24 protein-coding genes are annotated in these 25,425 nt (G+C 68.9%); 7 read left to right on the top strand and 17 right to left on the bottom strand.

The window, feature by feature from the left end; genetic code table 11:
- Window positions 1-13 precede the first annotated feature (13 nt).
- Window positions 14-1,012, bottom strand: a complete 999-nt coding sequence (locus ASE22_RS09890; RefSeq protein ID WP_200933278.1) for a VOC family protein — start codon at window positions 1,010-1,012, stop codon at window positions 14-16.
- A 32-nt stretch (window positions 1,013-1,044) separates the two neighbouring features.
- Here ASE22_RS09890 and ASE22_RS09885 point away from each other — a divergent pair, with 32 nt between their 5' ends.
- Window positions 1,045-1,605: a carboxymuconolactone decarboxylase family protein gene (locus tag ASE22_RS09885; protein WP_056358172.1), complete on the top strand. Its 561-nt coding sequence runs from the start codon at window positions 1,045-1,047 to the stop codon at window positions 1,603-1,605.
- Between the two features lie 4 nt (window positions 1,606-1,609).
- Here ASE22_RS09885 and ASE22_RS09880 read toward each other — a convergent pair whose 3' ends face one another.
- The 11 genes from ASE22_RS09880 to ASE22_RS09830 form a co-directional block, all read right to left on the bottom strand.
- Window positions 1,610-2,917, bottom strand: coding sequence for an LLM class flavin-dependent oxidoreductase (locus ASE22_RS09880; RefSeq protein WP_082545809.1), 1,308 nt, complete (start codon window positions 2,915-2,917; stop codon window positions 1,610-1,612).
- 20 nt (window positions 2,918-2,937) lie between these two features.
- Window positions 2,938-3,861 carry an SMP-30/gluconolactonase/LRE family protein gene (locus ASE22_RS09875; protein ID WP_056358168.1) on the bottom strand — a complete coding sequence of 308 codons (924 nt, stop codon included), beginning with the start codon at window positions 3,859-3,861 and terminating at the stop codon, window positions 2,938-2,940.
- A 118-nt stretch (window positions 3,862-3,979) separates the two neighbouring features.
- On the bottom strand, window positions 3,980-4,855 hold the full coding sequence (locus tag ASE22_RS09870) for an amidohydrolase family protein (protein WP_056358165.1): 876 nt from the start codon (window positions 4,853-4,855) through the stop codon (window positions 3,980-3,982).
- Window positions 4,856-4,879: 24 nt separating this feature from the next.
- Window positions 4,880-5,116 carry a hypothetical protein gene (locus ASE22_RS09865; protein ID WP_056358163.1) on the bottom strand — a complete coding sequence of 79 codons (237 nt, stop codon included), beginning with the start codon at window positions 5,114-5,116 and terminating at the stop codon, window positions 4,880-4,882.
- A gap of 83 nt (window positions 5,117-5,199) precedes the next feature.
- Window positions 5,200-6,570: a hypothetical protein gene (locus ASE22_RS09860; protein WP_056358160.1), complete on the bottom strand. Its 1,371-nt coding sequence runs from the start codon at window positions 6,568-6,570 to the stop codon at window positions 5,200-5,202.
- 23 nt (window positions 6,571-6,593) lie between these two features.
- Window positions 6,594-7,115: a flavin reductase family protein gene (locus tag ASE22_RS09855; RefSeq protein ID WP_056358157.1), complete on the bottom strand. Its 522-nt coding sequence runs from the start codon at window positions 7,113-7,115 to the stop codon at window positions 6,594-6,596.
- The gene (gene ribB, locus ASE22_RS09850; RefSeq protein ID WP_056358154.1) at window positions 7,108-8,250 is read right to left on the bottom strand and encodes a 3,4-dihydroxy-2-butanone-4-phosphate synthase; all 1,143 of its coding nucleotides are present in this window, start codon (window positions 8,248-8,250) and stop codon (window positions 7,108-7,110) included. The genes ASE22_RS09855 and ribB overlap by 8 nt, the downstream gene beginning before the upstream one ends.
- Window positions 8,240-8,620 (bottom strand): carboxymuconolactone decarboxylase family protein, encoded by a 381-nt coding sequence (locus ASE22_RS09845; RefSeq protein ID WP_200933280.1) that lies wholly within the window; start codon window positions 8,618-8,620, stop codon window positions 8,240-8,242. The genes ribB and ASE22_RS09845 overlap by 11 nt, the downstream gene beginning before the upstream one ends.
- A 20-nt stretch (window positions 8,621-8,640) precedes the next feature.
- Window positions 8,641-9,606: an alpha/beta hydrolase gene (locus tag ASE22_RS09840; protein ID WP_056358149.1), complete on the bottom strand. Its 966-nt coding sequence runs from the start codon at window positions 9,604-9,606 to the stop codon at window positions 8,641-8,643.
- Complete coding sequence (locus tag ASE22_RS09835; protein ID WP_056358146.1) at window positions 9,606-10,796, bottom strand: LLM class flavin-dependent oxidoreductase; 1,191 nt, start codon at window positions 10,794-10,796, stop codon at window positions 9,606-9,608. Before ASE22_RS09835 ends, ASE22_RS09840 begins: the two co-directional genes overlap by 1 nt.
- A gap of 22 nt (window positions 10,797-10,818) precedes the next feature.
- Window positions 10,819-11,613: an alpha/beta fold hydrolase gene (locus ASE22_RS09830; RefSeq protein ID WP_056358144.1), complete on the bottom strand. Its 795-nt coding sequence runs from the start codon at window positions 11,611-11,613 to the stop codon at window positions 10,819-10,821.
- A 107-nt stretch (window positions 11,614-11,720) separates the two neighbouring features.
- On the opposite strand from ASE22_RS09830, the gene ASE22_RS09825 reads away from it, so the two are divergent.
- The 3 genes from ASE22_RS09825 (at window position 11,721) to ASE22_RS09815 (ending at window position 14,107) form a co-directional block, all read left to right on the top strand.
- Window positions 11,721-12,629, top strand: coding sequence for a LysR family transcriptional regulator (locus ASE22_RS09825; protein ID WP_056358142.1), 909 nt, complete (start codon window positions 11,721-11,723; stop codon window positions 12,627-12,629).
- An 80-nt stretch (window positions 12,630-12,709) separates the two neighbouring features.
- Window positions 12,710-13,231, top strand: a complete 522-nt coding sequence (locus tag ASE22_RS09820; RefSeq protein ID WP_056358786.1) for a VOC family protein — start codon at window positions 12,710-12,712, stop codon at window positions 13,229-13,231.
- 87 nt (window positions 13,232-13,318) lie between these two features.
- On the top strand, window positions 13,319-14,107 hold the full coding sequence (locus tag ASE22_RS09815; protein ID WP_056358139.1) for an IclR family transcriptional regulator: 789 nt from the start codon (window positions 13,319-13,321) through the stop codon (window positions 14,105-14,107).
- Window positions 14,108-14,165: 58 nt separating this feature from the next.
- Here the strand turns inward: ASE22_RS09815 and ASE22_RS09810 are convergent, their stop codons facing one another.
- From ASE22_RS09810 to ASE22_RS09795, 4 genes are all read right to left on the bottom strand, one after another.
- Complete coding sequence (locus ASE22_RS09810) at window positions 14,166-15,878, bottom strand: hybrid sensor histidine kinase/response regulator (RefSeq protein ID WP_056358136.1); 1,713 nt, start codon at window positions 15,876-15,878, stop codon at window positions 14,166-14,168.
- The gene (locus ASE22_RS09805) at window positions 15,878-16,396 is read right to left on the bottom strand and encodes a YfiR family protein (RefSeq protein ID WP_056358132.1); all 519 of its coding nucleotides are present in this window, start codon (window positions 16,394-16,396) and stop codon (window positions 15,878-15,880) included. The genes ASE22_RS09810 and ASE22_RS09805 overlap by 1 nt, the downstream gene beginning before the upstream one ends.
- 13 nt (window positions 16,397-16,409) lie before the next feature.
- Window positions 16,410-18,320 (bottom strand): TonB-dependent receptor plug domain-containing protein, encoded by a 1,911-nt coding sequence (locus ASE22_RS09800; protein WP_056358129.1) that lies wholly within the window; start codon window positions 18,318-18,320, stop codon window positions 16,410-16,412.
- A gap of 135 nt (window positions 18,321-18,455) precedes the next feature.
- Entirely contained in the window at window positions 18,456-19,958 is a 1,503-nt protein-coding gene (locus ASE22_RS09795; RefSeq protein ID WP_056358126.1) for an aldehyde dehydrogenase family protein, read from the bottom strand.
- A 92-nt stretch (window positions 19,959-20,050) separates the two neighbouring features.
- Here ASE22_RS09795 and ASE22_RS09790 point away from each other — a divergent pair, with 92 nt between their 5' ends.
- The 3 genes from ASE22_RS09790 to ASE22_RS09780 are packed head-to-tail and all read left to right on the top strand — an operon-like array spanning window position 20,051 to window position 23,949.
- Window positions 20,051-21,670, top strand: a complete 1,620-nt coding sequence (locus ASE22_RS09790; protein ID WP_056358124.1) for a GMC family oxidoreductase — start codon at window positions 20,051-20,053, stop codon at window positions 21,668-21,670.
- Between the two features lie 9 nt (window positions 21,671-21,679).
- Window positions 21,680-22,864, top strand: a complete 1,185-nt coding sequence (locus ASE22_RS09785; protein WP_056358122.1) for an acyl-CoA dehydrogenase family protein — start codon at window positions 21,680-21,682, stop codon at window positions 22,862-22,864.
- On the top strand, window positions 22,861-23,949 hold the full coding sequence (locus ASE22_RS09780; RefSeq protein WP_056358118.1) for an acyl-CoA dehydrogenase family protein: 1,089 nt from the start codon (window positions 22,861-22,863) through the stop codon (window positions 23,947-23,949). The genes ASE22_RS09785 and ASE22_RS09780 overlap by 4 nt, the downstream gene beginning before the upstream one ends.
- Window positions 23,950-23,953: 4 nt before the next feature.
- On the opposite strand, the gene ASE22_RS09775 is transcribed toward ASE22_RS09780, so the two are convergent.
- Window positions 23,954-25,423, bottom strand: coding sequence for a class I adenylate-forming enzyme family protein (locus ASE22_RS09775; RefSeq protein ID WP_056358115.1), 1,470 nt, complete (start codon window positions 25,421-25,423; stop codon window positions 23,954-23,956).
- Window positions 25,424-25,425: the final 2 nt, after the last annotated feature.

The following is a 25,425-nucleotide window of genomic DNA, read 5'->3' as shown; positions in this document are numbered from 1 at the left end:
CGTCTCCCCGTCGTCAGTCGTCGCCGCGCACGAAATCGGGCGCCCGCCGCCCCGCCGCCGCCGCGGCGAGCCGCAGCTGCCGCGCCTCGGCGCGCTTCTCGGAGCCGAGCCAGTCGCGCTCATGGCCCCAGAAGCTCGGTCCGAAATCGCACTCGAACGGCTCCCAGCGCTCGGGGTCGATCGAGCGGCCGCCCCAGCCATATTCGATCATGAAGCCCGATGGAGAGCGCGCGTAGAAGGAGGTCATATGGTCGTTGCTGTGCCGCCCCAGCGTCACGCCGATCCGTTCCTCCTCGAGCTGGGCGAGGTCATAGGCCTGGCCGACATCGTCGAGCGCATCGAGCTCGACCATAAGGTGGTGGAAGCCGTCGACGCCCGTGCCGATCACCGCGAAGCTGTGGTGGCGGCTGTTGAGGTGGAAGAACCAGGCAGGGAAGGGGCGCAGCGCATAATCGCTCAGGCGGAAGCCGAGCAGGTCGGTGTAGAAGGGGATCACCGCCTCGACCGAGCGCGCCGTCAATACGACATGGCCCAGGCCCAGCGGCCCGGTGCGGAAGCCGCTGATCGCGCGGCCGGGCACGAAGGCGGTCGCACCCTCCGCCGCGCCGTGGAAGAATTCGAGCCGGTTGCCCAGCGGATCATGCGCGATCAGCAGGTCCGCGACCTGCCGCCGCTCGATCAGGTCGGCCGGACCGGGGGCCACCGCATGGCCGGCGTCGGACAGGCGGACGGCGAGGGCGGCCAGCGCGCCGGCATCGGTGACTTCCCAGCCGATGAAGGCGACCCGTTCCTGCGTTCCGCTGTCGACGAGCAGGCGTGCCGCGCGCGCATCGGTGCGCAAAGTAAAGCCGCGATCGCCGCGATCGGCTATCTGCATGCCGAGCAGGTCCGTGGCGAAAGATGCCCATTCGTCCGCCCGGCAGGTCTCGACCCCCATATAGCCCAGCGATTGCAGCAAGCTGTCCTTCATCCTCTCGATCCGGGGCTGGCCATGGCCGATCTGATTCGCCATTGTATAATATCGTTCGAAGGGAGTTGATGCGAATGCCTGATCCGACGCACGCGCCGCCGATCGGCCTGTCTGCCGGGCTCGACGGTGCGACCGCCGAGCAGAGGCGGGTCGCCGACCTGATCGCCGCGGGCCCGCGCGGCGCGGTGCCCAGTCCCTTCCTGGCGATGCTCGACGCGCCGTTGCTGGCCGAGGCGATCCAGAATGTCGGCGCGGTGATCCGCTTCTCGTCGGCCCTGCCGGACGCGCTGCGCGAGATCGCGATCCTCGCCACCGCCGGAGCGATCCGCTGCGGCTATGAATGGAATTACCACGCCCCGATCGCGCGGGCCGCGGGTGTCGCGGAGGACGTGATCGCCGCGACCCTGCCCGATGCCCCGCCGATGGCGGCGGGGGAACTGGCTGCGATCGTGATCGCGCTGTGCCGCGCGCTCGCCCTGGCCGGAGAAGCGGGCCCCGCGGAGCTGGCCGCCGCGGTTGAGCGGCTCGGCCGCACCGGGGCCACCGAGCTGGTCGCGATCGCCGGCTATTACCGGATGCTCGCGGGCTTCATAAAGGCGGGCGGCTTCGACCAGCTCTTCGCTCCGTCCGCCTGACCGGTCAGGCCGACTTGCGCTCGGGATCGTCGGCGACGGGCGCCATCGGGTCCTCGGCGACCACCGCGACGCCGCCGCCACGATCCGAGCGGACGTTGACGAAGCTGCCGGCATCCTTGCGGCGCAGGCCGAAGCTGCGAACCTCCTCGATCTCCTCGACCGTGAGCTCGGCCATGCGCGGCTTGCGGGCCAGCGCCTGCTCGATATAGGGCGCGAGCTCGGCCTGCTTCTTCGCCAGCCGCTCCTCCTCGCCCTCCTTCAGGCGCGGCATCGCGGTGGTGGCGAACAGCTCCAGCGATTCGCAGATATGCTCGTGATTGGCCGGGCCGGTCTGCTGGACGAAGATGATCTGGTCGACCCCGACGTCGGCATAGGCCTTGCAGTGTTCATAGACCTGCTCGGGCGTGCCGATGCCGCCATTGCCGTGATTGTCCTCGATCGACGCCTCGGCCTTCAGGAAATTGTCCCAGACGGTCGAGTGGCCGGGCTTGCCCTTGCCGAAGGCGGCATAGAAGCCGAGCGAATAGCCGAAATATTTGAAGCCCTGCGATCCGCGGCGGATCGCCTCCTGCTCGTCGTTGTTCACCGACAGCGCGGTTACGATGGCGAAATTGGCGTTCACCGCATGACCGATCGGCACGCATTCGTCCGAGCGGATGATGTCGTAATATTCCTGGACCCACTTGCCCGCCTGTTCGGGCGCGGCGAAGCCGAACACCAGCGCGCCCATGCCGTTGCGCGCGGCGTGGAGGATGGTGTCGCGGCGCGAGCAGGCGACCCACAGCGGCGGGTGCGGCGTCTGCAGCGGCTTGGGAACGATGTTGCGGGTCGGCATCGAGAAATGCTCGCCCTCATAGCCCGGATAGGGATTCATCGTGAGCATGTTGGCGCACTGCTCGGTCGCCTCGCGCCACATCTCCTTCTTGTCGTCGGGGTCGACGCCGAAGCCTTCGAGCTCCATCGCCGTGCCGCTCTCGCCGGTGCCCCATTCGATCCGGCCGTTGGACAGCAGGTCGAGCGTGGCGATGCGCTCGGCGACGCGGGCCGGATGGTTGATCTTCGGCGGCATCACCGCGATGCCGTGGCCAAGCCGCATCCGCTTGGTGCGCTGGGTCAGCGCGCCGAGGAACACCTCGGGCGCCGAGCTGTGCGAATATTCCTCGAGGAAATGATGCTCGACGAGCCAGGCATAGTCGTAGCCCAGCTTGTCGGCCAGCTCGAGCTCGGTCAAAGCATTGTGGAAGGTCTGGCGATCCTTCTCCGCGCTGAACGGAGCGGGGGACTGATGTTCGTAGAAAAGTCCGAACTGCATGGTCTGTCCTTTTCGGAAAGCTAGAGCGCGCCCCGGGGGACCGGGATGCCCGCTATGGAGAGGCGGATGCGGTGGAGGCTGCGCGCGCCGGTGAAGTAGAGCGTGCGCCAGTCGGCATCGCCCCAGTTGAGGTTGGAGGCGCGGCCCTCGATCAGGATCGTGCCGAGATGCCGGCCTTCGCGATCCATGATCCAGACGCCGCCGGGCCCGGTGCAATAGACATTGCCCTCGACGTCGACCTTCATGCCGTCGGGGCCGCCGGGACGGTCGTCGCCGCGCATGTCGCAGAACAGCCGGGCGCTGCCGAGGTCGAGCATGCCGTCGGCCTCGACGTCATAGGCCATGATCAGCATGCGGTGCCGGTTGCTGTCGTTGACGTAGAGGATCTTCTCGTCGGGCGAGAAGCACAGGCCGTTGGGGTTGATCAGGTCGCGGACGACCATGTTGATCCGCTGCAGGTCGGGCGACACGCGGTAGACGCCGGCGACGTCCAGTTCGGGCGGATGCTCGACCGGCGTGAACGGCACCTTGGGCGGCGGATCGGTGAAGTAGATCGCGCCGTCCGACTTCACGACGACGTCGTTGGGCCGGTTGAGCTTCAGCCCGCGATATTTGTCGGCGATGACGGTGATGCTGCCGTCCTTCTCCTCGCGGTCGACGCAGCGGCTGAAATGGTGGCAAACGACCAGTCGGCCCTCGCGGTCGAGGGTCTGGCCGTTGCCGTTCTTCGTGTCTTCCTTGTCGACGCTGATCCCGGCTTGCCGGTCCCAGCGCATGCGGCGGCTATTGTGGATGTCGCTGAACAGCAGATGGCCGCCGTCTGCGATCCAGACCGGTCCTTCGGCCGGACCGGTCGGTCCGCCGAAGCCGCGGCCCAGTTCTTCCGAGTCGCAGCCGGGTGGGACGATGGCGTCGAGCGCCGCATGGAGCCGTTCGATCGGCATGGCCGGTGACTATCCCTCTCCGTTGCATATAATGACAGCTTAGCTGATAACAGCCTTGCTGCCATGTTGAACGGGATTTGTAAAGGAATATTCGCCTGGCTGATAATGCGGGAGCGGATCAGGCGGCCGGCGGGGCCCAGCCCAGGACGCGTTTCACGGTGCCGCCGAAGATCGCGGCCTTGGCCGCCTCGTCGATCTCCGCGCTGTGCAGCAGCATGTCGCGGCTCTCGCTGTAGAGGCAGCCGCGGTTGCGGTTCGGCCCGCGCGCATCGGCGAGGCGCAGTCGCGTATAGTCGCTCGCCCAGAGCAGCCGGTCGGCGCCGAAGGCGGCGATCACGCGGTGCAGGTTCGGCCAGGTGTCGGCGAAGGGATAGGCCTCGTCCGACAGCAGCGGGATGCCGCACAGCTTGACGTGGACATTGGGCAGGTCGGCGAGGGAGAGCAGTCCGTCGAGCCGGTCCCACGGGTCGTCGCGCGCCGGCGAGACCGGGTGCTGGCTGACGCCGAGATGGTCGATGATCACGGTCAGGCCGGGATGCTTCTCGATCAGCGGGCGCATCGCCGCTGCCTGGCCATGGGTCGACAGGAACAGCGGCAGTCCCACCCGCTCGGCCGCCGCGAACCCGGCGTCCATGCCGCCCGAGGTGAAGCCGGGCGACAATTCGGTGGTGCGGAAGTCGGTGACGAGCAGCCGGCCGGCGACCAGCCGCGCATCGCCCCGCGCCCGCTCGACCGCGGCGGCGAGGTCGGCCCCGGTCGCGGCGAAGGTCTCGACCCCGATGAAGCGATCGGGATAGCGGGCGACGCAGGCGTCGATATAGGGCAGCGCCGCGACCACCAGCGCCGCGTCGACCCCGACGCTGTCCATCGCTTCGCGCGCGATCTCGACGTTGATCAGCAGTTTAGCGCTGTCGGACAGGTCGTCGCCGACCGGCAGCGGCGGCGAGGGCTGGTGGATCTGGCCGTCGACGATCGGGAAAGGAGCGGTCTTCATGGATTATGCGGTCTTTCGAAAGGGTCAGCGCGTGGCGGCGGGCATCGCGCGATAGATGGCCCGCCCGCAGGCGGTGCAGCTGATGTCCTCGGGCGGGTGCTGAACCGCCGGCGAAGGATCGGGATGGGTCTCTCCCGCGCAGCAGGCGCAGCTTGATGCGGTCGTGAAGCGATCATATTGCTCCAGCATCGCCGCGCTCCACGCCGCGCCGCAGAAGGGGCAGGCCGGGCCCGTGGTCGTTTCGGTGTCGGTCGTCGTCATCGCTCGATCCTCTGCATGTGCGCCGGCCAGCCCCTCTGCGTCATGCCGGTCTTCGCCGGGACGACGTTTCACGCGAACCATCCTCAATGCAACCGCGCCCGGCGCGAGATCATGTAGACCTCGTCGTTGAACCACAGGCCGCCGCGGCGCTGCAGCACATCGCGCGTCGCTTCCAGATAATGGTCGTTCGACAGCGCGCCGGCGAGCCGGTCGTCGTTGATCTGGGCGACGTAGCTGGCCGCGTTCCACGCCGCGAACAGGGTCGAACTGCCGATCGGCATGCCCTCGCTGATCTCGGTCGGCAGGGTGCGGACGTCGTAGCGGAACAGCCCCTCTTCACCCGGCATATCGTGGAAATGATAGTCGCGGGCATCGCGCCCCAACTCCTCGGCGACCTGCCGCATGATCGCCTCGCCGCCGGTATGGAACGGGTTCTCGTCGGGCCAGATGCTGTTGATGATCTCCATGCCGGGGTCGTCGCCATGGCTGTGGATGCCCATAAGCGTGCCGTTCGGGCGGAGCGCGCGGACCAGCGGGGTGATCACCCGCGAGGTCTTGAAGTCGAGCGGCGCGCTCGCGCGGTAGGGCTGCGACGCCAGCACGAAGTCGAAATCGGCCTTGGCGTAGCCGCGCCGGGGCACGATCGGATCGAGCATGAAGCCATGATCCTTGCGATAGAGCACCAGCACCGTCGGAGTCTTGTAGAGCGGGTTGCCGCTCGATCCGATCGTCGTCTGCCAATATTTCTGGAGGAAGGGCTCGAGCGCGGTGATCTGCTCCTCGAACTCGCCCGCCGACGTGCCGTCGAGCGCGACCTCGTGCCACATCATCTTGCTCGCCGTCGCCGGGTCCTCGGGCTGGAGCAGCGGCGTCTCGGCATATTTGAGGTTGGTAAGGACGAGCACGGTCGCCGAATGCTCGCGCAGCCGGTCGGGCATCTTCTCCAGGGTCAGCCGGATATTCTCCATGCTGATCTCCTTGGCGACGACGTAGAAAGGCACCCAGGGATGGCGCCGGTGCAGCCCGCGCAGCATCCGGGCGAGCGCGGTGCCGTCGCCCGCGCCGCCGTCGAGCAGCCGGATCGCGGGCGGGCTCGGCTGGGTCTCGCACAGCTCCTGAACCGCGCGGTCGGCGATGATCTGCTTCTCGGTCGTCGTGTTGACGAACATCAGATATTTCTGGCGGTTGTCGTAGAAGCGGAAAGCATGTTCGGGCCGCAGCCCGGCGCGCAGCCCCTTGATCCCCGAGCGCAGCGCCTCGGCGGTGGTGCCGCCCTGTTCCTCGATGAAGCGGTGGACCCGCTCGACCGTCTGCACCGTCACGCGGCCGCCCTGCTGGAGCCGCGCGACGAGCTTGCCGTCGTTGACCGCCAGCCGCCCGAAGGTCGACTGCGCCATCTTCATCCGGCGGCAGGCATGTTCGATCTGTTCGAGCAGGACTTCGGTATCGTCCATTCGTCTTTCCCTTCGGCCGCCGCTCAGAGATCCGTGGCGGGGTGCGCGTAATGGCCGTCGACATAGATCAGCGGATCGACCTCGCCCGTGCCGATCTGCACCTCGCTCACCGCACCGATGATGATGGCGCCGGTGCCGTGGTCCATGTGGGTCTGATATTCGCAGACGAAGCTCGCCTCGCAACCGCGCAGATAGGGCGTGCCGCAGGCGGCCGAGTCCCAGCGTCCCTCGCGGAAGCGGCCCTCGCCGCGCTCCTCGCCGCCGCACTGCTCGGATATGGCGAGCTGGTCGGCGTGGAGGATGTTGACGCAGAAATTGGCGCCTCGGGTGATCGGGGCGTAGACCCCCGCCTGCCGGTCGATGCAGATCAGCAGCGACGGCGGGTCCATGCTCAGGTCGGTGACCGAGGTCGCGGTCTTCGCCCAGCGGCGCTCGCCGTCCCAGCAGGTGATAACCGCCACCGGTTTGCCGAGCCGGCGCAGGCCGATCTCCATCTGCTCCTTCAGGCTCCGGGCCGCCAGCGCGGCCGTCAGGGCTTCACCCATCTCCCAGTCCTTCCCTTCCCTTGATGCGCAGGCCATAGCCTTCGATGCCCGAGAGGCGCGCCTCGCTGTCGGTCAGCAGGACCAGGTCGCGCACGCCGAGATCGAGCAGGATCTGCGCGCCGACGCCATAGTCGCGGATGCGCTGGTCGCGGGTCGGCAGCGCCGCGTTGGTCCGCCGGTCGGAGACCGCGCTGGTCGACGGATCGCGGATGAACACCATCACCCCGGGGCCGTCATGCGCGCCGATCCGTCCCAGCGCCCGCTGGACATATGCGCGCCGGTCGGTCGGCGGGCCGAGCAGGTCGGAGACGAGGTCCATCCGGTGCATGCGGACCAGGGTCGGCCGGTCGGGCTCGATCCGGCCGCGCGTCAGCACGACATGCTCTATGTCGTCGATCAGGCTGCGGAACACCGACAGGCGGAAGCCCTCGCCATAGACGCTGTCGAAGGCTTCCTCATGGACCCGGACGATGCTGCGCTCGGTGCGGCGGCGATAGCTGATCAGGTCGGCGATCGTGCCGATCGGCAGGCCGTGCTCGCGCGCGAAGTCGACGAGCTGCGGCAGCCGCGCCATCGTGCCGTCGTCGTTGAGGATCTCGCAGATCACCCCAGCGGGCAGGATGCCGGCGAGCCGCGACACGTCGACCGCCGCCTCGGTATGGCCGGCGCGGACCAGCACCCCGCCGTCGCGCGCGACCAGCGGGAAGACATGGCCGGGCGAGACGAGGTCGTCGCAGCCCTTGGTCGGGTCGATCGCGACCGAGATGGTGTGGGCGCGATCATGCGCCGATATGCCGGTGGTCACCCCCTCGCGGGCCTCGACCGAGACGGTGAAGGCGGTGCGATGGCCCGATCCGTTCTCCGCCACCATCGGCGGCAGGCGCAGGATCCGGGCGCGTTCGCCCGTGATCGCGAGGCAGATCAGCCCGCGCGCGTGGCGCGCCATGAAGTTGATCATCGCCGGTGTCGCGAACTGCGCGGGGATGATCACGTCCCCCTCATTCTCGCGATCCTCGGCGTCGACCAGGATATAGGGCCGGCCGTTGCGCGCGGCCTCGACGATGTCCTCGATCGGCGAGATCGCCTCGTGGAGCGCTTCGGAGGAGACCGGCGCGGTGGCGGCGTCAGTAAGCATCGGCTTCCTGCAAGGCCTCGCGCACGTGCCGCCAGGCGTCGGAGACCGAGGGTAGGCCATAATAGAGCGAAGCATGCACCAGCAGCTCGCGCAGCTCCTCCTTGGTCACGCCGTTGCCGACCGCGCCCTTCACATGGTTGCGCAGCTGGTCGGGGCGCGACTGGCCGATCAGCATCGCCACGGTCAGCAGGCTGCGGGTCCGGCCGTCGAGGCCGGGGCGGCTCCAGACGTCGCCGAAGCAATGCCGCGTGACGAGGTCCTGCAGCGGTTCCTGGAAATCGTCGGCCGTGTCGATGCTGCGGACGCCGGGCTCGCCGAACATGTCCATCCGCATCGCCCGTCCGCGATCGTAAAGCTCGTCCTGTTTCACATCCTCTCCTTCGGTTGCGGTCAGCCGTTGTGCGGCCATAGCCACGGCCGCACGGCATCGGCGGCCTTCGCCAGTTCGTCGCGCGCGGCCGCCGACACGCCGGCGGCGCGCAGGAAGCCGTGGATCATCCCCGGCGCGACACGGGTCGACACGTCGACTCCGGCGGCCGCCATCCGTTCCGCGAGCTCGCCCGCCTCGCCGCAAAGCGGGTCGTGCTCCGCCGCGACGATATGGGTGGGTGGCAGGCCGGCAAGATCGTCGCGGTCGATCGGGGCGGGCCCCGCCGCAAGACCGCCGCTGCCGGAAAACAGCGCGACATAGTTCTCGATCCGCGGCTGGCTGAGCAGGGGATCGCGCGCGGTGCGATAGGCCGGTCGGCCGGCGTCCATCGCGAAGGTGCCATAGAAGAGGAGCAGCCCGGCGGGCGGCGCGGCGCCCATGTCGCGGGCGTTGGCGGCACAGGCCAGCGCCAGCAGGGCGCCCGCGCTGTCGCCGCCCAGAAGGATGCGCGCCGGATCGATGTCGAGCGACGCCGCATTGTGGACGAGCCAGGCGAAGCCCTCGTCGCAATCGGCCTGCGCCCCGGCATAGGGCGTTTCGGGCAGGCGGCGATAATGAACGCTGGCGACGACCGCGCCACTCGCCTCGGCGAGCGCGGCGGTGGCGATGTCGAAGCTCTCGATGCTGCCGAGCGCGAAGCCGCCGCCGTGGAAATAGCAGATCGCGGGACGCGGCCCGCTATCCGGATCGGGCGCCGGATCATGGATCCGCACCGCGATCTCGCGGCCCGGCGCCGCGATGGCGGTGTCGAAGCGGCGGACGGCAGGGCGATGGCCCTCGGCGAAGCGGTCGCCCGACAGGTCGCCGGCCAGCCGCATCGCCGCCATGCCGGGCGCGGGCGGCTGGGCACGGAACAGCGCGACATAGCGCTCGATCCCCTCGGCGAGCGGGGGCGCCGCGTCGGCCGCTGCCGCCGGTCGCCCCATCAGCCGACCGCTTCGTAGCGTATGTCGAGCGGGACCTCGGTCAGTTCGGCGAGCCGGGGCGCCACCTCGCGCGCGACGAGGGTGAGGTTGTCGGCCGTCTCGGCATGATCGAGCTCGCCGGCCTGGCCCATCATCAGCAGGTTGCCGAAGCCGCCCGTTTCCTCGTTGAAGCGGGCGAGCTGCTCGTAGACGTCGTCGGGAGTGCCGACGAACATCAGCCCGGCGTCCATATATTCCTCGATCGACCCGTCGACCGGCACCGGCTTGCCGTTGCGCATGCGCGGCCGCATCGCCGTCGGGCCGGCCTGCAACGTGCGGACATTGGCCTCGATCGGGTTGAAGCCCCATGGATTGCGATATTGCGGGTCGAGCCGGGCGGCGGTGGTGAAGTAGCTCTTCATCGCCTCGGCGCGGCGGAAGGCGGTCGGCCGGTCGCTCGCGCAGGCGACCAGCGCCAGATAGGCGAGCCGGTCGAGCCCCGGCTGGCGCCCATGGGTTTCGGCATAGGCCTCGCGATAGCCGGCGAACACCGACCGAGCGACCGCGCCCGACAGGAAGGTGGCGCAGGTATAGCCGAGCTTGCCATAGCCGCGCGCGCTGCCCGCGCTCGACGCGGTCATCCAGATCGGCGGGTGCGGCTGCTGGATCGGCCGCGGCCACAGGCTGGCGGTGCGATAATGGAAATGCTCGCCCTCCCAGGAGAAGTTGTCGCCCTGGTTCGAGAGCGCGGCGAGGATCAGGTCATGGGCTTCCCAGAAGCGCTCCATGAAGCCGGTCGGCTGCCGGTTCGACATGAACAGCTCATAGGCAGCGCCCTTGACCAGCCCGACCTCGAGCCGCCCGCCCGACAGCGCGTCGACCATCGCGATCTCCTCCGCCACCCTGAGCGGATTGGAGCGGTTGGCGAGCGGAATGCCGAGCGCCAGCAGCCGCGCCCGGCTGGTCTGCCGCGCGAGGATCGCCAGCGTCGTCATGCACGAGGTCGACATGCAGGTCGCGGCGGCGTGGTGCTCGTTGACCATGATGTTCAGGCCGAGTTCGTCGGCCAGCATATATTCGTCGAGATAGCGGTTGAGCAGCCGCCCCGCCTCGTTCGGCTCGCAATGATGCTGGGGCAGGGTGACGCGCATCGCGCCGGGCACCTCGAAGGCCGGGTGATAGGCCTGCTCGGAGAATTGCCAGATGATCATGCCTGTTTCCGATCCTTCAGCTTCAGCGGCCGGCGAAGGCGGCGATATGGGCGGAGAGCGCCTCGGGCTTGTCGGCGTGGAGCCGGTGGCCGGCGGCCTCGATGACCGCGACGTCGGCCTTCGGCAGCGCCGCGGCATAGGCCTCGCGATAGGCCGGGCCGATGATCGCGTCTTCCTCGCCCCAGGCGACCAGCGTGGGGCAGGCAATCCGGTGCAGCCGGTCGGCCAGCTTGGGATTGTGCATGTAGGGCGTCCAGCCATAGCGGCTCAGCGCCTCGTCGTTGCGCATGACGCGGCGCAGCCGGTCCTCGGGCAGCGCCGACAGCGCGGGCTCCTGCCGGTTCAGCCGCAGGTTCAGTTCCTGCCGGGACAGCATGAAGATGTCGGCGACATGCTGCTCGCGCCGGTCGGCGGTGCGCAGCCCGAAGGGGGAGGCGAGGATCAGCCGCGACACCCGCTCGGGCGCCTTGGTGACGATCTCCGCCGCGACCCAGCCGCCGAAACTGCTGCCGACGATCACCGGCGCGTCCAGCCCCAGCACGTCCATCAGGTCCAGGTAGAAATAGCCGAGGTCGTCGACCCGGTTCAGGTTCTTCGGCTGGTCGGAGGCGCCGAAACCCGGATGCGATGGCGCATGCACCGTGAAATCGCGAGCCAGTTCGCGCAACAGCGGCGCCGATCCCTCGATCCCGTCGATCCCGTGCAGGAACAGCAGCGGCGGCCCGTCGCCGGCGGTGAACAGCTCGATCTTCGTGCCGAGCACATCGAGTGTCGACAGCGTGCCAAAGCCCAGTTCGTCGAGGGCATCCGTCGCCATCGCATCATCCCCATGTCCGTTCTCTAGGACGAAAGGTGTTGCACCCCGACCGATAATTCCAATTCTTTGTCATTGAGCCTTCGATACCCGTTGGTTATGCATCGACGATGGATCTCAGGCATCTGCGTTATTTCCGGGCGATCGGCCGCGAGGAGCATTTCGGCCGTGCCGCGCTCCAGCTCCGCGTCGCCCAGCCCGCCCTGACGCGCCAGATCAAGGATCTGGAGTCCGAGCTGGGCGTCGAGCTGTTCGAACGACTGCCGCGCGGGGTGCGGCTGTCGGCGGCAGGGCAGGTCTTCCTCCAGGACGCGGAGGACATCCTCGCCCAGGTCGACCGCGCGGTCGATCGCGCGCGGCGGCTGGCGAGCGGCCATCTCGGCACGATCCGCGTGGGCCTGAGCGAGATCATCTCTGGCCACGGCTTCATCTCCTACGGCCTGCTCAAGTTCCGCGAGGGCGAGCCCGGCGTCGTGCTCGACCTCAAGTCGATGAGCTCGATGCAGCAGATCATGGCGCTGAAGGACGGCACGATCGACGCGGGCATCGTCTACGACGCGCATATCGACGATCGCGACGCTCCGTTGATCGACCGCGCGCGGATCGGCGTGGGCCTGACCATGCTGGCGGTGCACGAGGGGCATCGACTCGCGGGTCGCGAGGCGGTGACGATGGCCGACCTGGCCGACGAGGCGGTGCTGTGGCCGACCCGGCGGACGGCGCCCGGCTATTATGACCGGCTTATGGCCGCCTGCAACGCGGCGGGCGGGGCGCCGCGGATCGTGCAGGAATGCACCACCAACTCGATCCTGCTCAGCCTGGTCGCGGTGGGGATGGGGATCGGCTTCGTCACCGTCTCCCCGCCGCTCGCGTCCTTCCACAATATCCGGCTGGTGCCGATCGTCGATCTCGATCTCCGCTTCGACGTGCTGCTGGTCTGGCGGCGGAGCGACCGGTCGGCGGCGCTGCACCGCTTCGTCGAGATGATGGCGCCCGCCGGGGATCGGCACCCCGCCTGAGGGCGTTGGCCCCTGTCCACTTCCGCGGGTGACAGGAGGGACGGTTTCTCGCTGCTATGATCGGGCGAGAGGAGAGCATGATGACCGACGCACGACCGCTCAAGGGCCTGTACCACTTCGCCTATCCCTGCCGCGACGCCGAGGAAACGCGCCACTTCTATGAGGACATATTGGGCCTGCCGCTGGTCAACTGCATGTTGTCCGAACGGGTGCCGAGCACCGGCGAGGAACAGCCTTATGTCCATTTCTTCTTCGAACTGGGCGACGGCTCCTACATCGCCTTCTTCGACCTGGGCGGGGACGAGATGCCCGCGCCCTCGCCGAACACCCCCGACTGGGTGCAGCATTTCGCGATCGAGACGCGTTCGATCGAGGATGTCGAGGCGATGCGCCGGCGGCTCGCCGAACATGGCGTGAAGACGACCCCGCTGGTCGATCACGGCTTCGTTCGCTCGGTGTATTTCTTCGACCCCAACGGCCTGCGGCTCGAGATCGCGGCGCGCACCGAGGCGCCGGGCTTCCTGGCGGAAGCGGCCGGTGAGGCGCATGAGACGCTGAAGACCTGGAATCGCCGCAAGCATGGCGAGTCCGCCGCGGCCTGACCCGAACCCGTTGCGACAAGCGACGGGTGGACAGACGCGCGGCGCCCCGGCAGGAAGATCCTGGGTTTCAGGAGAGGCGTAAATTCAATGGCCGATGCGGAACAGTCGCGCAGGCGGGTCCAGTCGATCGAAGTGGGCTTCCGGGTACTGCGCGTGTTGCGCATGGCCGCGGGGCCGCTGCCGCTGCGCGAGGTCGCGGCGCGCGCCGCGATGCCGCCGAGCAAGGTCCACCTCTATCTCGTCAGCTTCGTGCGCGAGAACATGGCCTATCAGGATCCCCGCACGGGCTATTACGGGCTCGGCTCCTTCGCGATCCAGCTCGGCCTCGCGGCGGTGCGGCAGCTCGACATCGTCGGTGCGGCCGCCAACGTGCTGATCGATCTGCGCGACCGCACCGACTGCGCGGTCTACCTGTCTTTGTGGGGAGACCAGGGACCCTGTATCGTCGCCAAGGCTGACGGCAACCTCCAGGGCGCCTTCACCCTGCGGCTCGGCTATATCCTGCCCGCCGCCACCACCGCGACCGGCCAGGTGTTCGTCGCGCACCTGCCCCGCGAGGAGATCGAGCGGGTGCTGGCGGCGCAGCGCGAGACGAACATGCCCAATATGGTCCGCGCCCGCGACCGCACGGTCGACCTCGACCAGATCGTCGGCGATGTGCGGAGGCGGGGCTATGCCTCGACCGCGGGGCGCCTCAACCAGAATTTCGCCGGCCTCGCCGTCCCGGTCTTCGCCGCCGACGGCAAGCTCGGCGCTGCGCTGACGCTGCTGGGGCCGACCGACTATGTCTCCGAGGAGCGGCAGAAGGAGTTCGCCGCGATGCTGATCGAGGCATCGGCGTCGGTGTCGAAGCGGGTGGCGGCTTCGGCGGGCTGAGCGGGCCGCTGGAGAGATTTCGAGGCGGTCGGTCCGATGTCATCGGATCGTGACCGCTTTAGGAGGCGCTGCCCTTGGCGGCGGCTTCGATCTCGGCGGCGAGATCCTCGATGCGATAGGGCTTGAGAAGCAGCCTCACGCCCTCCGAAGCCGCCGATGCGGCGGCGGCGCTGTAGCCCGTCATCAGCACCACCGGCAGTGCCGGCCATTGGCGGGAGATGGCCCGGACGAGATCGAGGCCGCTCATCGCGCCCGGCATCACCATGTCCGACAGGACCAGTTCGACCTGGGCATCGGCACCGAGGCGCTCGAGCGCCCGGTCGGCGGAGGATACATGGTCGTGATCGAAGCCGAGCTCGTCGAGCATGCCCCCGACCATCCCGGCGACCGCCTCGTCATCCTCCACCAGCAGCGCCCGGCGCCGGCCCGTTATGCGCTTGGCGACGGGCGGGGCGGCGGCAGGCGGGGGGCTCTTGGCGGTGCGCGGCAGCAGGATGCGCATCGCCGTCCCGTGTCCGGGCTCGCTCGCAACCTGGATGTCGCCGCCCGAGGACTGGACGAAGCCGTAGACCTGGCTGAGGCCGAGGCCGGTGCCCTGGCCGACGCCCTTGGTGGTGAAGAAGGGCTCGAAGATCGCGGCGATCTTGTCCTCGGCGATGCCGATCCCCGTATCGGCTATCTCCAGCAGGACGCGGTCGTCGCCCCCGCTCTCTCCCCGCGGCTGGTTGCGCGCGGTTATGGTGATCGTCCCGCCATCGGGCATCGCATCGCGCGCGTTCAGCGCCATGTTGAGCACGGCGACCTCGAGCTGGGATGCGTCGACTTCCACCGGCCACAGGTCCGGGGCGAGGTCGAACGTCATCACGACATTCTCGCGCAGCGACCGGTCGAGCAGCGTGTCCATGCCCCGGATACGCTCGGCCAGGTCGATGACTTCGGGGTGGAGGGGCGATCTGCGGGCGAAGGTGAGCAATTGCTGGGTGAGCTTGGCGCCGCGGTCGACCGCCTGACGGATGCCGGTCTTGAGCCGTTCACGCTTGTCGGGGTCGTTGGTGCGTTCGAGCAACTCGAGGCCGCTCGACGCGACCATCAGGAGGTTGTTGAAGTCGTGTGCGACGCCGCCGGTGAGCTGGCCCATCGCTTCCATCTTCTGGGCTTGCCGCAGCGCGGCCTCCGCCTTCTGGCGATTGTCGATCTCGTTCTTCAGCTGCGCGTGCGAATGGCTGAGCGAGGCGTAGGCGGCCCCCAGCAGCGCGACCAGCAGCGAGGCGAAGATGACGATGAGGGCGATGCCGAGATAGCGCAGCGCACGTCGCAGTCCGGTCTCGATCAAGGAGCGCAGGTAGACCGATCCGATCCGGGTGTCGTTCTGGGCGACGGCCGCTGTCACGATGAGATCGCGGCCCTGCAGGGAAGGCGCGGAGAGCCGGCCGACCGTGGGCAGCGTCGTGCCGGGCTGGGCGAAGCCCGCGACCAGGTGGCCGTTCGTATCATAAGCGGCGGCGGCCTGGATGGTCGGGTCGTTGCGGAAGGCGTTGAGATATTCGCGGGTGGCCTCGTCATCGTCGAAGGCCAGCGGCGCCGCGAGGCTGCTGGCGAGGATCTGCGCCTGGACGCTGGCCTGACGTAGCCGCTCCGCTTTGCCGTAGCGGTCATTCTGTATCGCCAGCCCAAGCGCGGCGGTCATCAGCGCGACGGCGATGAGCAGCGCGACGAGCGGACTCGCGGTCAGGCGGCGCGCAAGGCGCATGAGCGATTCGGGCATTGCCATCACGGGTTAACCGTCACTGCCAGCCCGAGCAATTTCGAGCTGATCGTCAGATGCGCGGCGCGTGCGGCGCCATTGTCGATCTCGAACCGGATCCTGCCCGCCTGCCGGACGAACCTGATCATGCCGGCATCGATCCCGGCCGTCTTGTCGCTGACGGTCAGCACCGGCCTGCCGGCGGCCTGGGCGACCGCTCCGTCGGCGGCGCCCGCCCCGATGACGAGGATATGGCATCCGACCATCGACGCCGGATCGGAGACGCGCCGAAGCTGAATGGGCCGTCCGCGGATTCTCTGCCCGCGCGCCAGATCGTCGATGACCGACCCGAAGGAATCGCGTCCCGCCAGGCAGATCTGGAAGGGACTCGCGGGCCCGGCGAAGGCGACGGCGGGCCATTCGACGAACGGCGCGAACTTGGTGACGTAGCTCGCCTTGACGGCCTGCTCCAACGGGGCCGCCGGCACGGTGCCGGCATAGGCGGCCATCGCCGCGCCCAGGATCAACCGGAGATATCGCCGCATCGGCGTCACGGGTTCACAGATGCCATTTCAAGGCTACGAACAGGCTGCGCGGGACGGCATTGGCCTGGGTCGCCGGCAGTTCATAGTGACGCTTGTGCAGCAGGTTGAAGCCCGACACCGACAGTTCGGCCTGCTCGTTGATCATGTAGCCGATGCGCGCACCGAGCTCGACATAGCCCGGGACATGCGGGTTGGGCAGCGCGCCGACATAGCGCAGGTCGGCATCGAGGTTGATCCGCGAGCCGATGTCCATCGACGACCGGAGCGTGACCCGATGCTTGGGATCGTTGCCGACCTGCGTGACGCCGAGCAATCCGCTCGCGCCGGGCTTGAACCGGAAGCGCTGGATCAGCAGGCTGTAGCCGGGCTTGAGCCGCCACCAGTCGGTCAGGCGGACATCCGCCCAGCTGTCGAAACCGTAGCTGTGGCCCTTGATGCCATTGCCCCATTGCAGCGGCAGGAAGCCGGCGGGTGCCAGCTCGATGGTGCGCAGGTCGTCATAGACGTTGTAGAAGCCAGAGATGGAGAAGGATGCGGTAGCGGAAGCGATCAGCCGGCTGCCGGCCTCGAAGGCGGTGAGCTTCTCCGACCGGAAAGTCGACGGCCCGATGAGGAAGTTAGCGCCGTCGACCTTCTCGACCACGTCGCGGTCGAACGGAGTCGGAGAACGGATCGCACGCGAGGCCGCCCCCCACAGCAGGAGATTCGGGGAGGCCTTCCAGGAGAGCCGCGCATTGGGCAGCAGCACCGCCCCCGAATAGGGATCGCGCTCGAGCTTCAACCCGGCGATGGCGGTGAGCCGGGAGGTCAGCGCGATGCTGTCTTGCGCGAAGATGTTGGCGAGCAGAAGCGTGCGCCTGCTGGGATCGAACAGGAAGCTCGCGGTGCCGTCGATCTCGTAGCGGCTCAGCCGGGCGCCGCCGCCCCAGACGATATGGTGCGCTTCGCCCGCGGCGAAGCTGTGCTGGATGTCGAGATCGGCGGTGTCGACGGCGAAGCGTCCGCCACCGCGGCGGGTCGCGCGGCTGGTATGGTCGTAATAGGCCTGGACCTGCAGCGAGGAGGTTGCGCCGTCGCGATTCCACCGGGCGAGGATGTCCCGGCCGTTGATCTCCTCGCGGGGCGCGCCTTGCTGCGCCCGCGATCCGCCATAGGCATCGCCCTGCACCATCACCCGATCGGCGTCGGTGGGGGTCCAATCGAGCTGGAAGCCGCCCTGGAGGCGCTCGGAATCGTCGTTCGAGGTGCTGCTGGTGTCGCGGTTGCGATGCGCCTTGGCGTAGAGACGGTAATTGATCGTGTCGCCGATCTGGCCGCCATAACGGATGCCGGCGTCGCGGGTGCGGTTGCCGACGACGGCGGTCGCATAGGCGCCCTGGGTCGCCCCGGCCGGGCGGGTGATGATGTTGATGACGCCGTTCACGGCGTTTGCGCCCCATAGGGTCGCGCCGGGGCCGCTGATCACTTCGATGCGGTCGATGTCCTCGGGCAGCAGGTCCTGCATGTCCCAGTAGACGCCCGAATAGAGCGGCGTATAGACGCTGCGCCCGTCGATGAGCACCAGCAGCTTGTTGGAGAAATTCTGCGCGTCGGCGTTGCCGCTCAGCCCGCGCGCCGTGACGACGAGCCCGCCGGTTCCACCGCGCATGACCTGGAGATTGGGTGCGAGGCGCAGCATGCCGGGCAGGGTGATATTGCCCGAACGGACGATATCGTCATGCGTGATGACATAGATGGCGGCCGGCGCGTCGGCCAAGGCCTCGGCGGACTTGGTCACCGACGACACGTCGAAATTGGCGAGATCGCGGATCGACATGTCGCGCAATTCTTCGACGCTTTGCGCCTGGGCGCCCGCGTGCGGCCACAGCATCGCGGCCAGCCACGCCGCGGCAATCGTCGCCTTCCCCTTGATAGCTGCCGTCATACCCCCCCGCGATCGGCATGAACCGACCTGGGCGCTACGCGTCACGCGCGATTTGGTTCCGGCGACGTCTCGTTTTCGTCCCGCGTCCGAGGAACTCGTCGCGCAGGTTCGGGCCTGCACCGGGGCGGTGAGCCGTTACAGCGCCATCGCGATCGCCTTGGTCTCGGTATAGGCATCGATCCCTTCGCGGCCATTCTCGCGGCCCCAGCCGGACTGCTTGAAGCCACCGAAGGGCAAGGCGGGATCGAGCCCGCCGCCGTTGACCCGCACCGTGCCCGCCTTCAGTTTGCGGGCGAGCCGGTGCGCGGCCGACAGGTTGTTGGTCCACAACACAGCGCCCAGTCCATAGTCGCTGGCATTGGCCTCGGCGGCGATGCGGTCGAGCGAGTCCTCGTCGAAGCTCATCGCGCACAATACCGGACCGAAGATCTCCTCGCGCCGCACCGCCATGTCCGCCTCGGTGCCGGTCAGCACGGTCGGCGCCACGAACCAGCCGTCGCCCGCGATCGGCTGCCCGCCGCTGCGCAGGGTCGCGCCCTCGTCGATCCCCTTGCGGACATAGCCCTGCACCCGATCGCGCTGGGCGGCCGAGATCACCGGCCCCATCGCCGTGTCGGCGGCAAGGCCAGATCCGACCTTGATCGCCTCGGCGATCCTGGCGACGCCATCGACGACCTCGTCGAAATGGCGTTGGTGGATGAACAGCCGCGAGCCGGCGTTGCAGACCTGCCCCGCATTGGTGAAGATCGACCGCGCCGCACCTTCGATCGCGCGTGCCACGTCCGCGTCGGGCAGGACGATGACCGGGGTCTTGCCGCCCAGCTCCAGCGTCACCCGCTTGAAGTTGCCGGCGGCGGCGCGGAGGATCAGGCGGCCGACCTCGGTCGATCCGGTGAACGTCACCTTGTCGACGCCGGGATGCGCGGTCAGTGCCGCGCCGGCGGATTCGCCGAAGCCGGTCAGCAGGTTGAACACGCCGGCCGGAAAGCCGATCTCGGCGATCAGGTGGGCGAGGCGCAGCGCGGTCAGCGGCGTTTCCTCGGCGGGCTTCAGGATCACCGCGCAACCGGCGGCGAGCGCGGGCGCTATCTTGGCGACCGCCATGGCCAGCGGTGCGTTCCAGGGGACGATCTGCGCGACCACGCCGACCGGTTCCTTGACCGTATAGGCGTGCCAGGTGCCGGGCCCCGACAGGGAGATCGACTCGCCGTTGAGCTTGGTCGCCCAGCCGGCATTGTAGCGCAGCGTCTCGATCGCATGGGGCAGGTCGAAGAAGCGCGCGTCCTTGACCGGCTTGCCGTTGTCGAGCGTCTCCAGCGCGGCGAACTCGTCGGCATTCTCCTCCAGCGCGTCGGCGAGGCGGTTGAGCAGCCGGGCGCGCATGGCCGGCTTCATCTCGGTCCAGGCCGGATCCTCCATCGCCTTGCGCGCGGCCGCGACCGCGCGGTCGACATCGGGCTCCAGCGCCTTGGCTGCGTCGGCGAGGTGCGCGCCGGTGGCAGGGTCGTGGGTGGCGAAGCTCTGGCCGTCCAGCGGGTCGACCCATTCGCCGCCGATGAACAGCCGGTGCCGGCTGCTTGCGAAGGCGCGGGCCTTGTCGAGCGAAGGCACTTCGAGCGAGGGAACGCCAGCCGTCATCCTATATCCTCTCATAAGCACGATTTCATTCGTCCATAGCTGACGACATTAGTTCTTGTCGAATGCTATTTGCCATGACACAAGCGGCCGCAATGGCACGGAAGACACAACAGGACGAGGTCGACCATATCATCATCGGCGCCGGATCGGCGGGCTGCGTGCTCGCCAACCGGCTGACCGAGGACGGCCGCTCGCGCGTCCTGCTGCTCGAAGCCGGCGGGGAGGACAGCAGCTGGCTGTTCCGCATGCCGCTCGGCTTCATGATGACCGCCGCCAACCCGGCCTATGACTGGGGCTATGCCAGCGAACCCGACCCGAAGCTGGGCGGCCGATCGCTGCCCTTGCCGCGCGGCCGGGTGCTGGGCGGATCGTCGTCGGTCAACGGCATGATCTACATGCGCGGCCATGCGAGCGATTATGACGGCTGGCGCCAGATGGGCTGCAGTGGCTGGGGCTATGACGACGTCCTGCCGTATTTCCGGAGGATGGAATCGAGCTGGCGCGGCGCCGGACCCTTCCACGGCGGCGACGGCCCGCTCGCGGTGTCGCGGGTCGATGGCGGCCATCTGCTGTCGGACCCTATCAGGGCTGCGGTGCGCGCGGCGGGTTTTGCCGAGAGCGACGACCTGAGCGGCGAGCGGCAGGAGGGTTTTTCCGCGTGCGAGGTAACGGTCGATCGGCGCGGCCGGCGGGCGAGCACGTCGCGGTCCTATCTTCGTCCGGCGCTCGGGCGGCCCAATCTCGAACTGCGGACGCGGACGCAGGCCACGCGGGTGCTGATCGAGCAGGGCCGCGCCGTCGGCGTCGAGGTTCGCGGGCCCGACGGGCTGCGGCAGATCCGCGCGCGCAAAGAGGTGATCCTGAGCGGCGGCGCCTATAATTCGCCGCAGCTGCTGATGCTGTCGGGCATCGGCCCGGCCGATCATCTGCGCGACCATTATATCGAGCCGGTGGTGGACGCGCCGGGGGTCGGCGCCAACCTGTCCGAGCACCCGCTGGTCTATATGAGCTTCGCCGCGCGCGAAGCGACCACCTTCCTCTCGGCGCTCCGTCTCGACCGGGCGGCGCTGTCGGTGCTGCGCTGGGGCCTGACCGGCAAGGGGCCGTTCGCCAGCCAGATCACCAGCGGCGTTCTGATGCTGCGCACCCGCCCCGAACTGGAGCGCCCCGACATCCAGCTCGTCTTCCTGCCGGTGCGGCTCGATGCCAAGATGTGGCATCCGTTGTCGCGCAACCGGCAGGAGCATGTCCTGTCGGTCATGGTCATGCAGCTCCATCCCGAAAGCCGCGGCACCGTCCGGCTCGGTTCGGCCGATCCCTTCGCCAGGCCGGTGGTCGACCTCAACCTGCTGTCGACCCAGCGCGACTTCGCCGACATAAGGGGCGGCATCGCCGCGACCCGCCGGATCTTCGCGCAAGCGCCGCTCGCCGACATGGTGCGGGCCGAACTGGTGCCGGGCACCGAACGCCAGGACGATGCCGCGCTCGACGGCTTCATCCGCGACAATCTCAAGATCACCCAGCATCCGGCCGGCACCTGCCGGATGGGCGACGACGCGGAAGCGGTGGTCGACAGCCGGCTTCGGGTGCGCGGAGTCGAAGGGCTGAGGGTGGTGGACGCCTCGATCATGCCGACGGTGCCGGGCGCCAACATCAACGCGGCGGTGATCATGGTGGCCGAGAAGGCCGCCGACCTGATCCGGGGCCGCTGAGGAGCGACCATGGACCTGAGCTTCACCGAGGACGAGCGGCATTTCCGCGAGGCGGTGCGGTGGACGCTGGTCGAGCGCGTGCCCCGGCGCATCCGCGACGCGGTGCGCGAGGAGAAGCCGCTGCCGCGCGAATGGACGGTCGAGGCGCAGCGGATCCTCAATCGCGAAGGCTATGCCGTCCCGCACTGGCCGCTGCAATGGGGCGGGCGCGACTGGTCGGCGGTCAAGCGCGCGATCCTCGCCGAGGAGATCGACCGCGCCGGCGTGCCCAAGCCGCTCCCCTTCAATGTCGCGCTGGTCGGCCCGGTGATCGCCGCCTTCGGGTCGGACGAGCAGAAGCGCCGCTTCCTGCCGCCGATCGCCAATCTCGACATGTGGTTCTGCCAGGGCTTCTCGGAGCCCGGCGCCGGTTCCGACCTCGCCTCCCTCCGGATGGAGGCGGTGCGCGAGGGCGATCATTACCGCGTCAGCGGGCAGAAGATCTGGACGACCTATGCGCACAAGGCCGACTGGATCTTCTGCCTCGTCCGCACCGGAAAGGGCGGGCGCAAGCATGAAGGGATCTCGTTCCTGCTGATCGACCTCGCGACGCCGGGCATCGAGGTCCGCCCGATCCGCACGATCGACGGCTATCATCACCTCAACGAGGTGTTCTTCGAGGATGTCCGGGTACCAGCGGAGAACCTGGTCGGGGAGGAGGGCAAGGGCTGGGACTATGCCCGCTACCTGCTCGGGCAGGAGCGGAGCTCGATGGGCAATGTCGGCTTCTCGCGGCGGCGGCTCGACCGGGCTCGCGAGATCGCCGGGCCGCTCCTCGACGATCCCGCCTGGCGCCGCCGCCTGACCTGGGCGGAGATCGAGCTGAAGGCGCTGGAGATCACCCAGATGCGCGTCGTCGCCAATGAACGTCCGCCGTCGGCCGGCCCGGATCCCAAGACCTCGATCCTCAAGGTGAAGGGCGGAGAACTGCTCCAGGTCGCCGCCGAGCTGCAGCTCGACGCCTTGGGTCCGGAGGCGCTGACCGCCGGCGTCCCCGAGGGGGCGGGCGAGACGCTGTTCCAGGGGCTCGACGCGCGCTCGGCGATCGTCTCGGCCTATTTCAGTTCGCGCAAATTCTCGATCTTCGGGGGCGCCAACGAGATCCAGCGCAACATCCTGGCCAAGGCCGTGCTCGGCCTGGGAAAAACCGCATGAACTTCGAACCCGGCGAGGAACAGCAGCTTCTGGCCGCCAGCGTCGCGCGGCTGTTCGAGGACCATGCCGCCCAGCTGCCGGTCGATCCCGCCGCGCAGTGGCGCGACTATCGCGACATCGGCCTGCTCGGCCTGCCCTTCGCGGAGGCGAGCGGCGGTCTCGGTGGAGGGGCCGAGGAGGTGATGCTGGTGATGGAGGCGTTCGGCCGCGCGCTCGGCCGCGCGCCTTATCCCTCGTCGGTGCTGCTGGCGGGGCGCCTGCTCGAAGCCGTCGGCGCCAGGGACCTGCTCGCCGGGCTGATCGCCGGCGACCGGCGCCCGGTGCTGTGCCTGTACGAACCGGGGCGACGCTATCGCTGGGACGATCCCGCGACCGCTGCCGAACGGGCCGACGATGGATGGCTGTTGTCGGGCGCCAAATGCGCGGTGCTCGATGCCGGACCGGACAGCGTGCTGATCTGCCCCGCGACGACGGCCGACGGGTTGGGCCTGTTCGCGGTGCCGCCGGGGACGGCGGGGGTGACCGTCGACCTGTTGCCGACCCCCGACGGTCGCCGTGCCGCCAATGTCCGGTTCGATGCGGTCGCGCTGCCCGCCGATGCCGGGATCGGCGATCCCGCGACCAACCGGACGCTGCTCGCCGCAGCGATCGACGGCGCCATCGCCGCGACCTGCGCCGAGATGCTCGGGGCGATGGAGAAGCTCCTCGAGATCACCGTCGACTATCTCGGCACGCGCCGGCAGTTCGGCGTCGCGATCGGTTCCTTCCAGGCGCTCCAGCACCGCGCCGCCGACATGCTGATGGCGATCGAGCAGGCCCGGTCGATGACGATCCACGCGGTGGCGATGCTCGGCGCGGCCGGCGAGGAACGCGGCGCGGCGGTGGCGGCGGCGAAGGCGCTGGTCAACCGCGCGGCACGCTTCGTCGGCCAGCAGGCGATCCAGCTCCACGGCGGGATGGGCCTGACCAGCGAATATCCCGCGGGCGCCTATTTCCAGCGGCTGACCGTGCTGGAAAATCTGTTCGGGGATACCGACCATCACCTCGACACGGTCGAACGCGCGGGCGGGTTGAAGGCGGCCTGAAGGCCTAATTTGCCGGCTTGCCTTCCATCGCCGCCCGCACGGCTGCCAAGCTGACCTTCAGCGAGGGCGTGCGCGGGAGTTCGTCGACGATGGCGATCCGCACAGGGATATGGGTGGAGGGCAGCCGCTCGCGCAGATGCGCCAGCAGCCCCGCCTCGTCGGTCCGGGCGCCGCCATGCAGCTCGACCATCGCCGCGGGAACCATCTCCAGCCGTTCGTCGGGCAGGCCGACCACCGCCGCGTCGCGCACCGCTTCATGGTCGCGCAAGGCGTCGGCGACCCGCTCGGGCATGATCTTGAAGCCGCCGCGCACGATCGCGCCGTCGTGGCGGCCGAGATGATAGACATAGCCGTCGCCGTCGATCCGGATAAGGTCGGTGGTCGATACCCAGTGGGGGTGGATGACGGGGCAATGGACCTGCATCAGCCCCTCGCGCCCGTCCTCGACCAGCGAACCGTCATCGGGATCGACGACGCGCAACGCCACCCCCTCCATCGGCAGGCCGACGCTGCCGCGCTTCGCATCGCCCACCGCGCGGCGCATGGCGGGGGTCCAGCGGACGATGGTGCCGCAGAACTCGCTCGCGCCCAGCCCCCAGTAGATCGGGATGCCGTAATGGCGTTCGAACCGGTCCTGGATATCGGGATCGAGCGTCGCCGATCCGCCATAGATGGCGGTGACGCTCGCCAGATGCTCGCGCGGGACGGCGGCGTCCAATGTCATGCGGATCGCGGCGGGGGGCAGGCCCAGCATCGGCGGACGGTGGCGGCGCACCGCGTCGGCCAGCGCCTCGGCCGAGAATTTCTCGATCAGGACGAGCGGCGCTGCCTGCGCGCCGCTTGCCGCCAGCAGGCTGAGGCCGCCGACCCCGCTCAGCGGCCAGACGTTGATCTGCGGCGGGGGGCCGCTCTGGCCCTCGCCCGCGGGTGCGCTGTCGACGGCGCGCTGGAGGACGTGGAGGGGAAGCGGCAGCCGCTTGGGTGGGCCGGTGGTGCCGCTCGACAATATCTCGATCAGCCCGCCGCCCTCGGTCGCGTCGGCGATCGTCGCGCGTTCGAGCCCCGGTACCGCCATCGGCAGGAAGGGGCGTTCGCGCAGGGCGATGCCGGCGCTTCCGGCCTTGCCGCAGCCCAGCGCGATCGCGGGCCAGTCCTCCGCGTCGGCGATCAGCGCGGCGGCGCCGAGCCGCTCGACCTCTTCGGCGAGCATGGCGGCGGGGAGGAACGGATGGATCAGGCTGACCGAGCGGCGCTGCGCCAGCAGGGCGAGCATCGCGGCGGCGTGCGATCCGCGGTTGCGGGCGACGAGGCCGATTCGGGCGCCGGGTGCCACGCCGGCATCCGCCAGCAGCGCTTCGAGCCGGTCGGCGAAGCCGCCGACCTCGCCCCAACTCACCCAATGCTCGCGAAACGCGATCGCGGGGCGCTCGCCATGGTCGCGGAAGGACCGCCGGATGCGATCGGCGACGTCCATCG

It is taken from the genome of Sphingomonas sp. Root720 (assembly GCF_001428605.1).
Taxonomy (GTDB): Bacteria; Pseudomonadota; Alphaproteobacteria; order Sphingomonadales; family Sphingomonadaceae; genus Rhizorhabdus.
This window is presented reverse-complemented; position numbering and strand designations above follow the sequence as displayed.

Bases quoted from the DNA above. Each gene is read 5' to 3' on its own strand.
- ASE22_RS09875 (WP_056358168.1), bottom strand. From the start codon at position 3,861: ATGCCGATCGAACGGCTCCATGCGGCGCTCGACGCCATCGTCCCACCC.
- ASE22_RS09835 (WP_056358146.1), bottom strand. From the start codon at position 10,796: ATGATCATCTGGCAATTCTCCGAGCAGGCCTATCACCCGGCCTTCGAG.
- ribB (WP_056358154.1), bottom strand. From the start codon at position 8,250: ATGCTTACTGACGCCGCCACCGCGCCGGTCTCCTCCGAAGCGCTCCAC.
- ASE22_RS09830 (WP_056358144.1), bottom strand. From the start codon at position 11,613: ATGGCGACGGATGCCCTCGACGAACTGGGCTTTGGCACGCTGTCGACA.
- ASE22_RS09890 (WP_200933278.1), bottom strand. From the start codon at position 1,012: ATGGCGAATCAGATCGGCCATGGCCAGCCCCGGATCGAGAGGATGAAG.
- ASE22_RS09785 (WP_056358122.1), top strand. From the start codon at position 21,680: ATGGACCTGAGCTTCACCGAGGACGAGCGGCATTTCCGCGAGGCGGTG.
- ASE22_RS09780 (WP_056358118.1), top strand. From the start codon at position 22,861: ATGAACTTCGAACCCGGCGAGGAACAGCAGCTTCTGGCCGCCAGCGTC.
- ASE22_RS09795 (WP_056358126.1), bottom strand. From the start codon at position 19,958: ATGACGGCTGGCGTTCCCTCGCTCGAAGTGCCTTCGCTCGACAAGGCC.
- ASE22_RS09825 (WP_056358142.1), top strand. From the start codon at position 11,721: ATGGATCTCAGGCATCTGCGTTATTTCCGGGCGATCGGCCGCGAGGAG.
- ASE22_RS09815 (WP_056358139.1), top strand. From the start codon at position 13,319: ATGGCCGATGCGGAACAGTCGCGCAGGCGGGTCCAGTCGATCGAAGTG.
- ASE22_RS09855 (WP_056358157.1), bottom strand. From the start codon at position 7,115: ATGGGTGAAGCCCTGACGGCCGCGCTGGCGGCCCGGAGCCTGAAGGAG.
- ASE22_RS09775 (WP_056358115.1), bottom strand. From the start codon at position 25,423: ATGGACGTCGCCGATCGCATCCGGCGGTCCTTCCGCGACCATGGCGAG.
- ASE22_RS09865 (WP_056358163.1), bottom strand. From the start codon at position 5,116: ATGACGACGACCGACACCGAAACGACCACGGGCCCGGCCTGCCCCTTC.
- ASE22_RS09800 (WP_056358129.1), bottom strand. From the start codon at position 18,320: ATGACGGCAGCTATCAAGGGGAAGGCGACGATTGCCGCGGCGTGGCTG.
- ASE22_RS09860 (WP_056358160.1), bottom strand. From the start codon at position 6,570: ATGGACGATACCGAAGTCCTGCTCGAACAGATCGAACATGCCTGCCGC.
- ASE22_RS09790 (WP_056358124.1), top strand. From the start codon at position 20,051: ATGGCACGGAAGACACAACAGGACGAGGTCGACCATATCATCATCGGC.
- ASE22_RS09810 (WP_056358136.1), bottom strand. From the start codon at position 15,878: ATGGCAATGCCCGAATCGCTCATGCGCCTTGCGCGCCGCCTGACCGCG.
- ASE22_RS09885 (WP_056358172.1), top strand. From the start codon at position 1,045: ATGCCTGATCCGACGCACGCGCCGCCGATCGGCCTGTCTGCCGGGCTC.
- ASE22_RS09805 (WP_056358132.1), bottom strand. From the start codon at position 16,396: ATGCGGCGATATCTCCGGTTGATCCTGGGCGCGGCGATGGCCGCCTAT.
- ASE22_RS09870 (WP_056358165.1), bottom strand. From the start codon at position 4,855: ATGAAGACCGCTCCTTTCCCGATCGTCGACGGCCAGATCCACCAGCCC.
- ASE22_RS09840 (WP_056358149.1), bottom strand. From the start codon at position 9,606: ATGGGGCGACCGGCGGCAGCGGCCGACGCGGCGCCCCCGCTCGCCGAG.
- ASE22_RS09880 (WP_082545809.1), bottom strand. From the start codon at position 2,917: ATGCAGTTCGGACTTTTCTACGAACATCAGTCCCCCGCTCCGTTCAGC.
- ASE22_RS09820 (WP_056358786.1), top strand. From the start codon at position 12,710: ATGACCGACGCACGACCGCTCAAGGGCCTGTACCACTTCGCCTATCCC.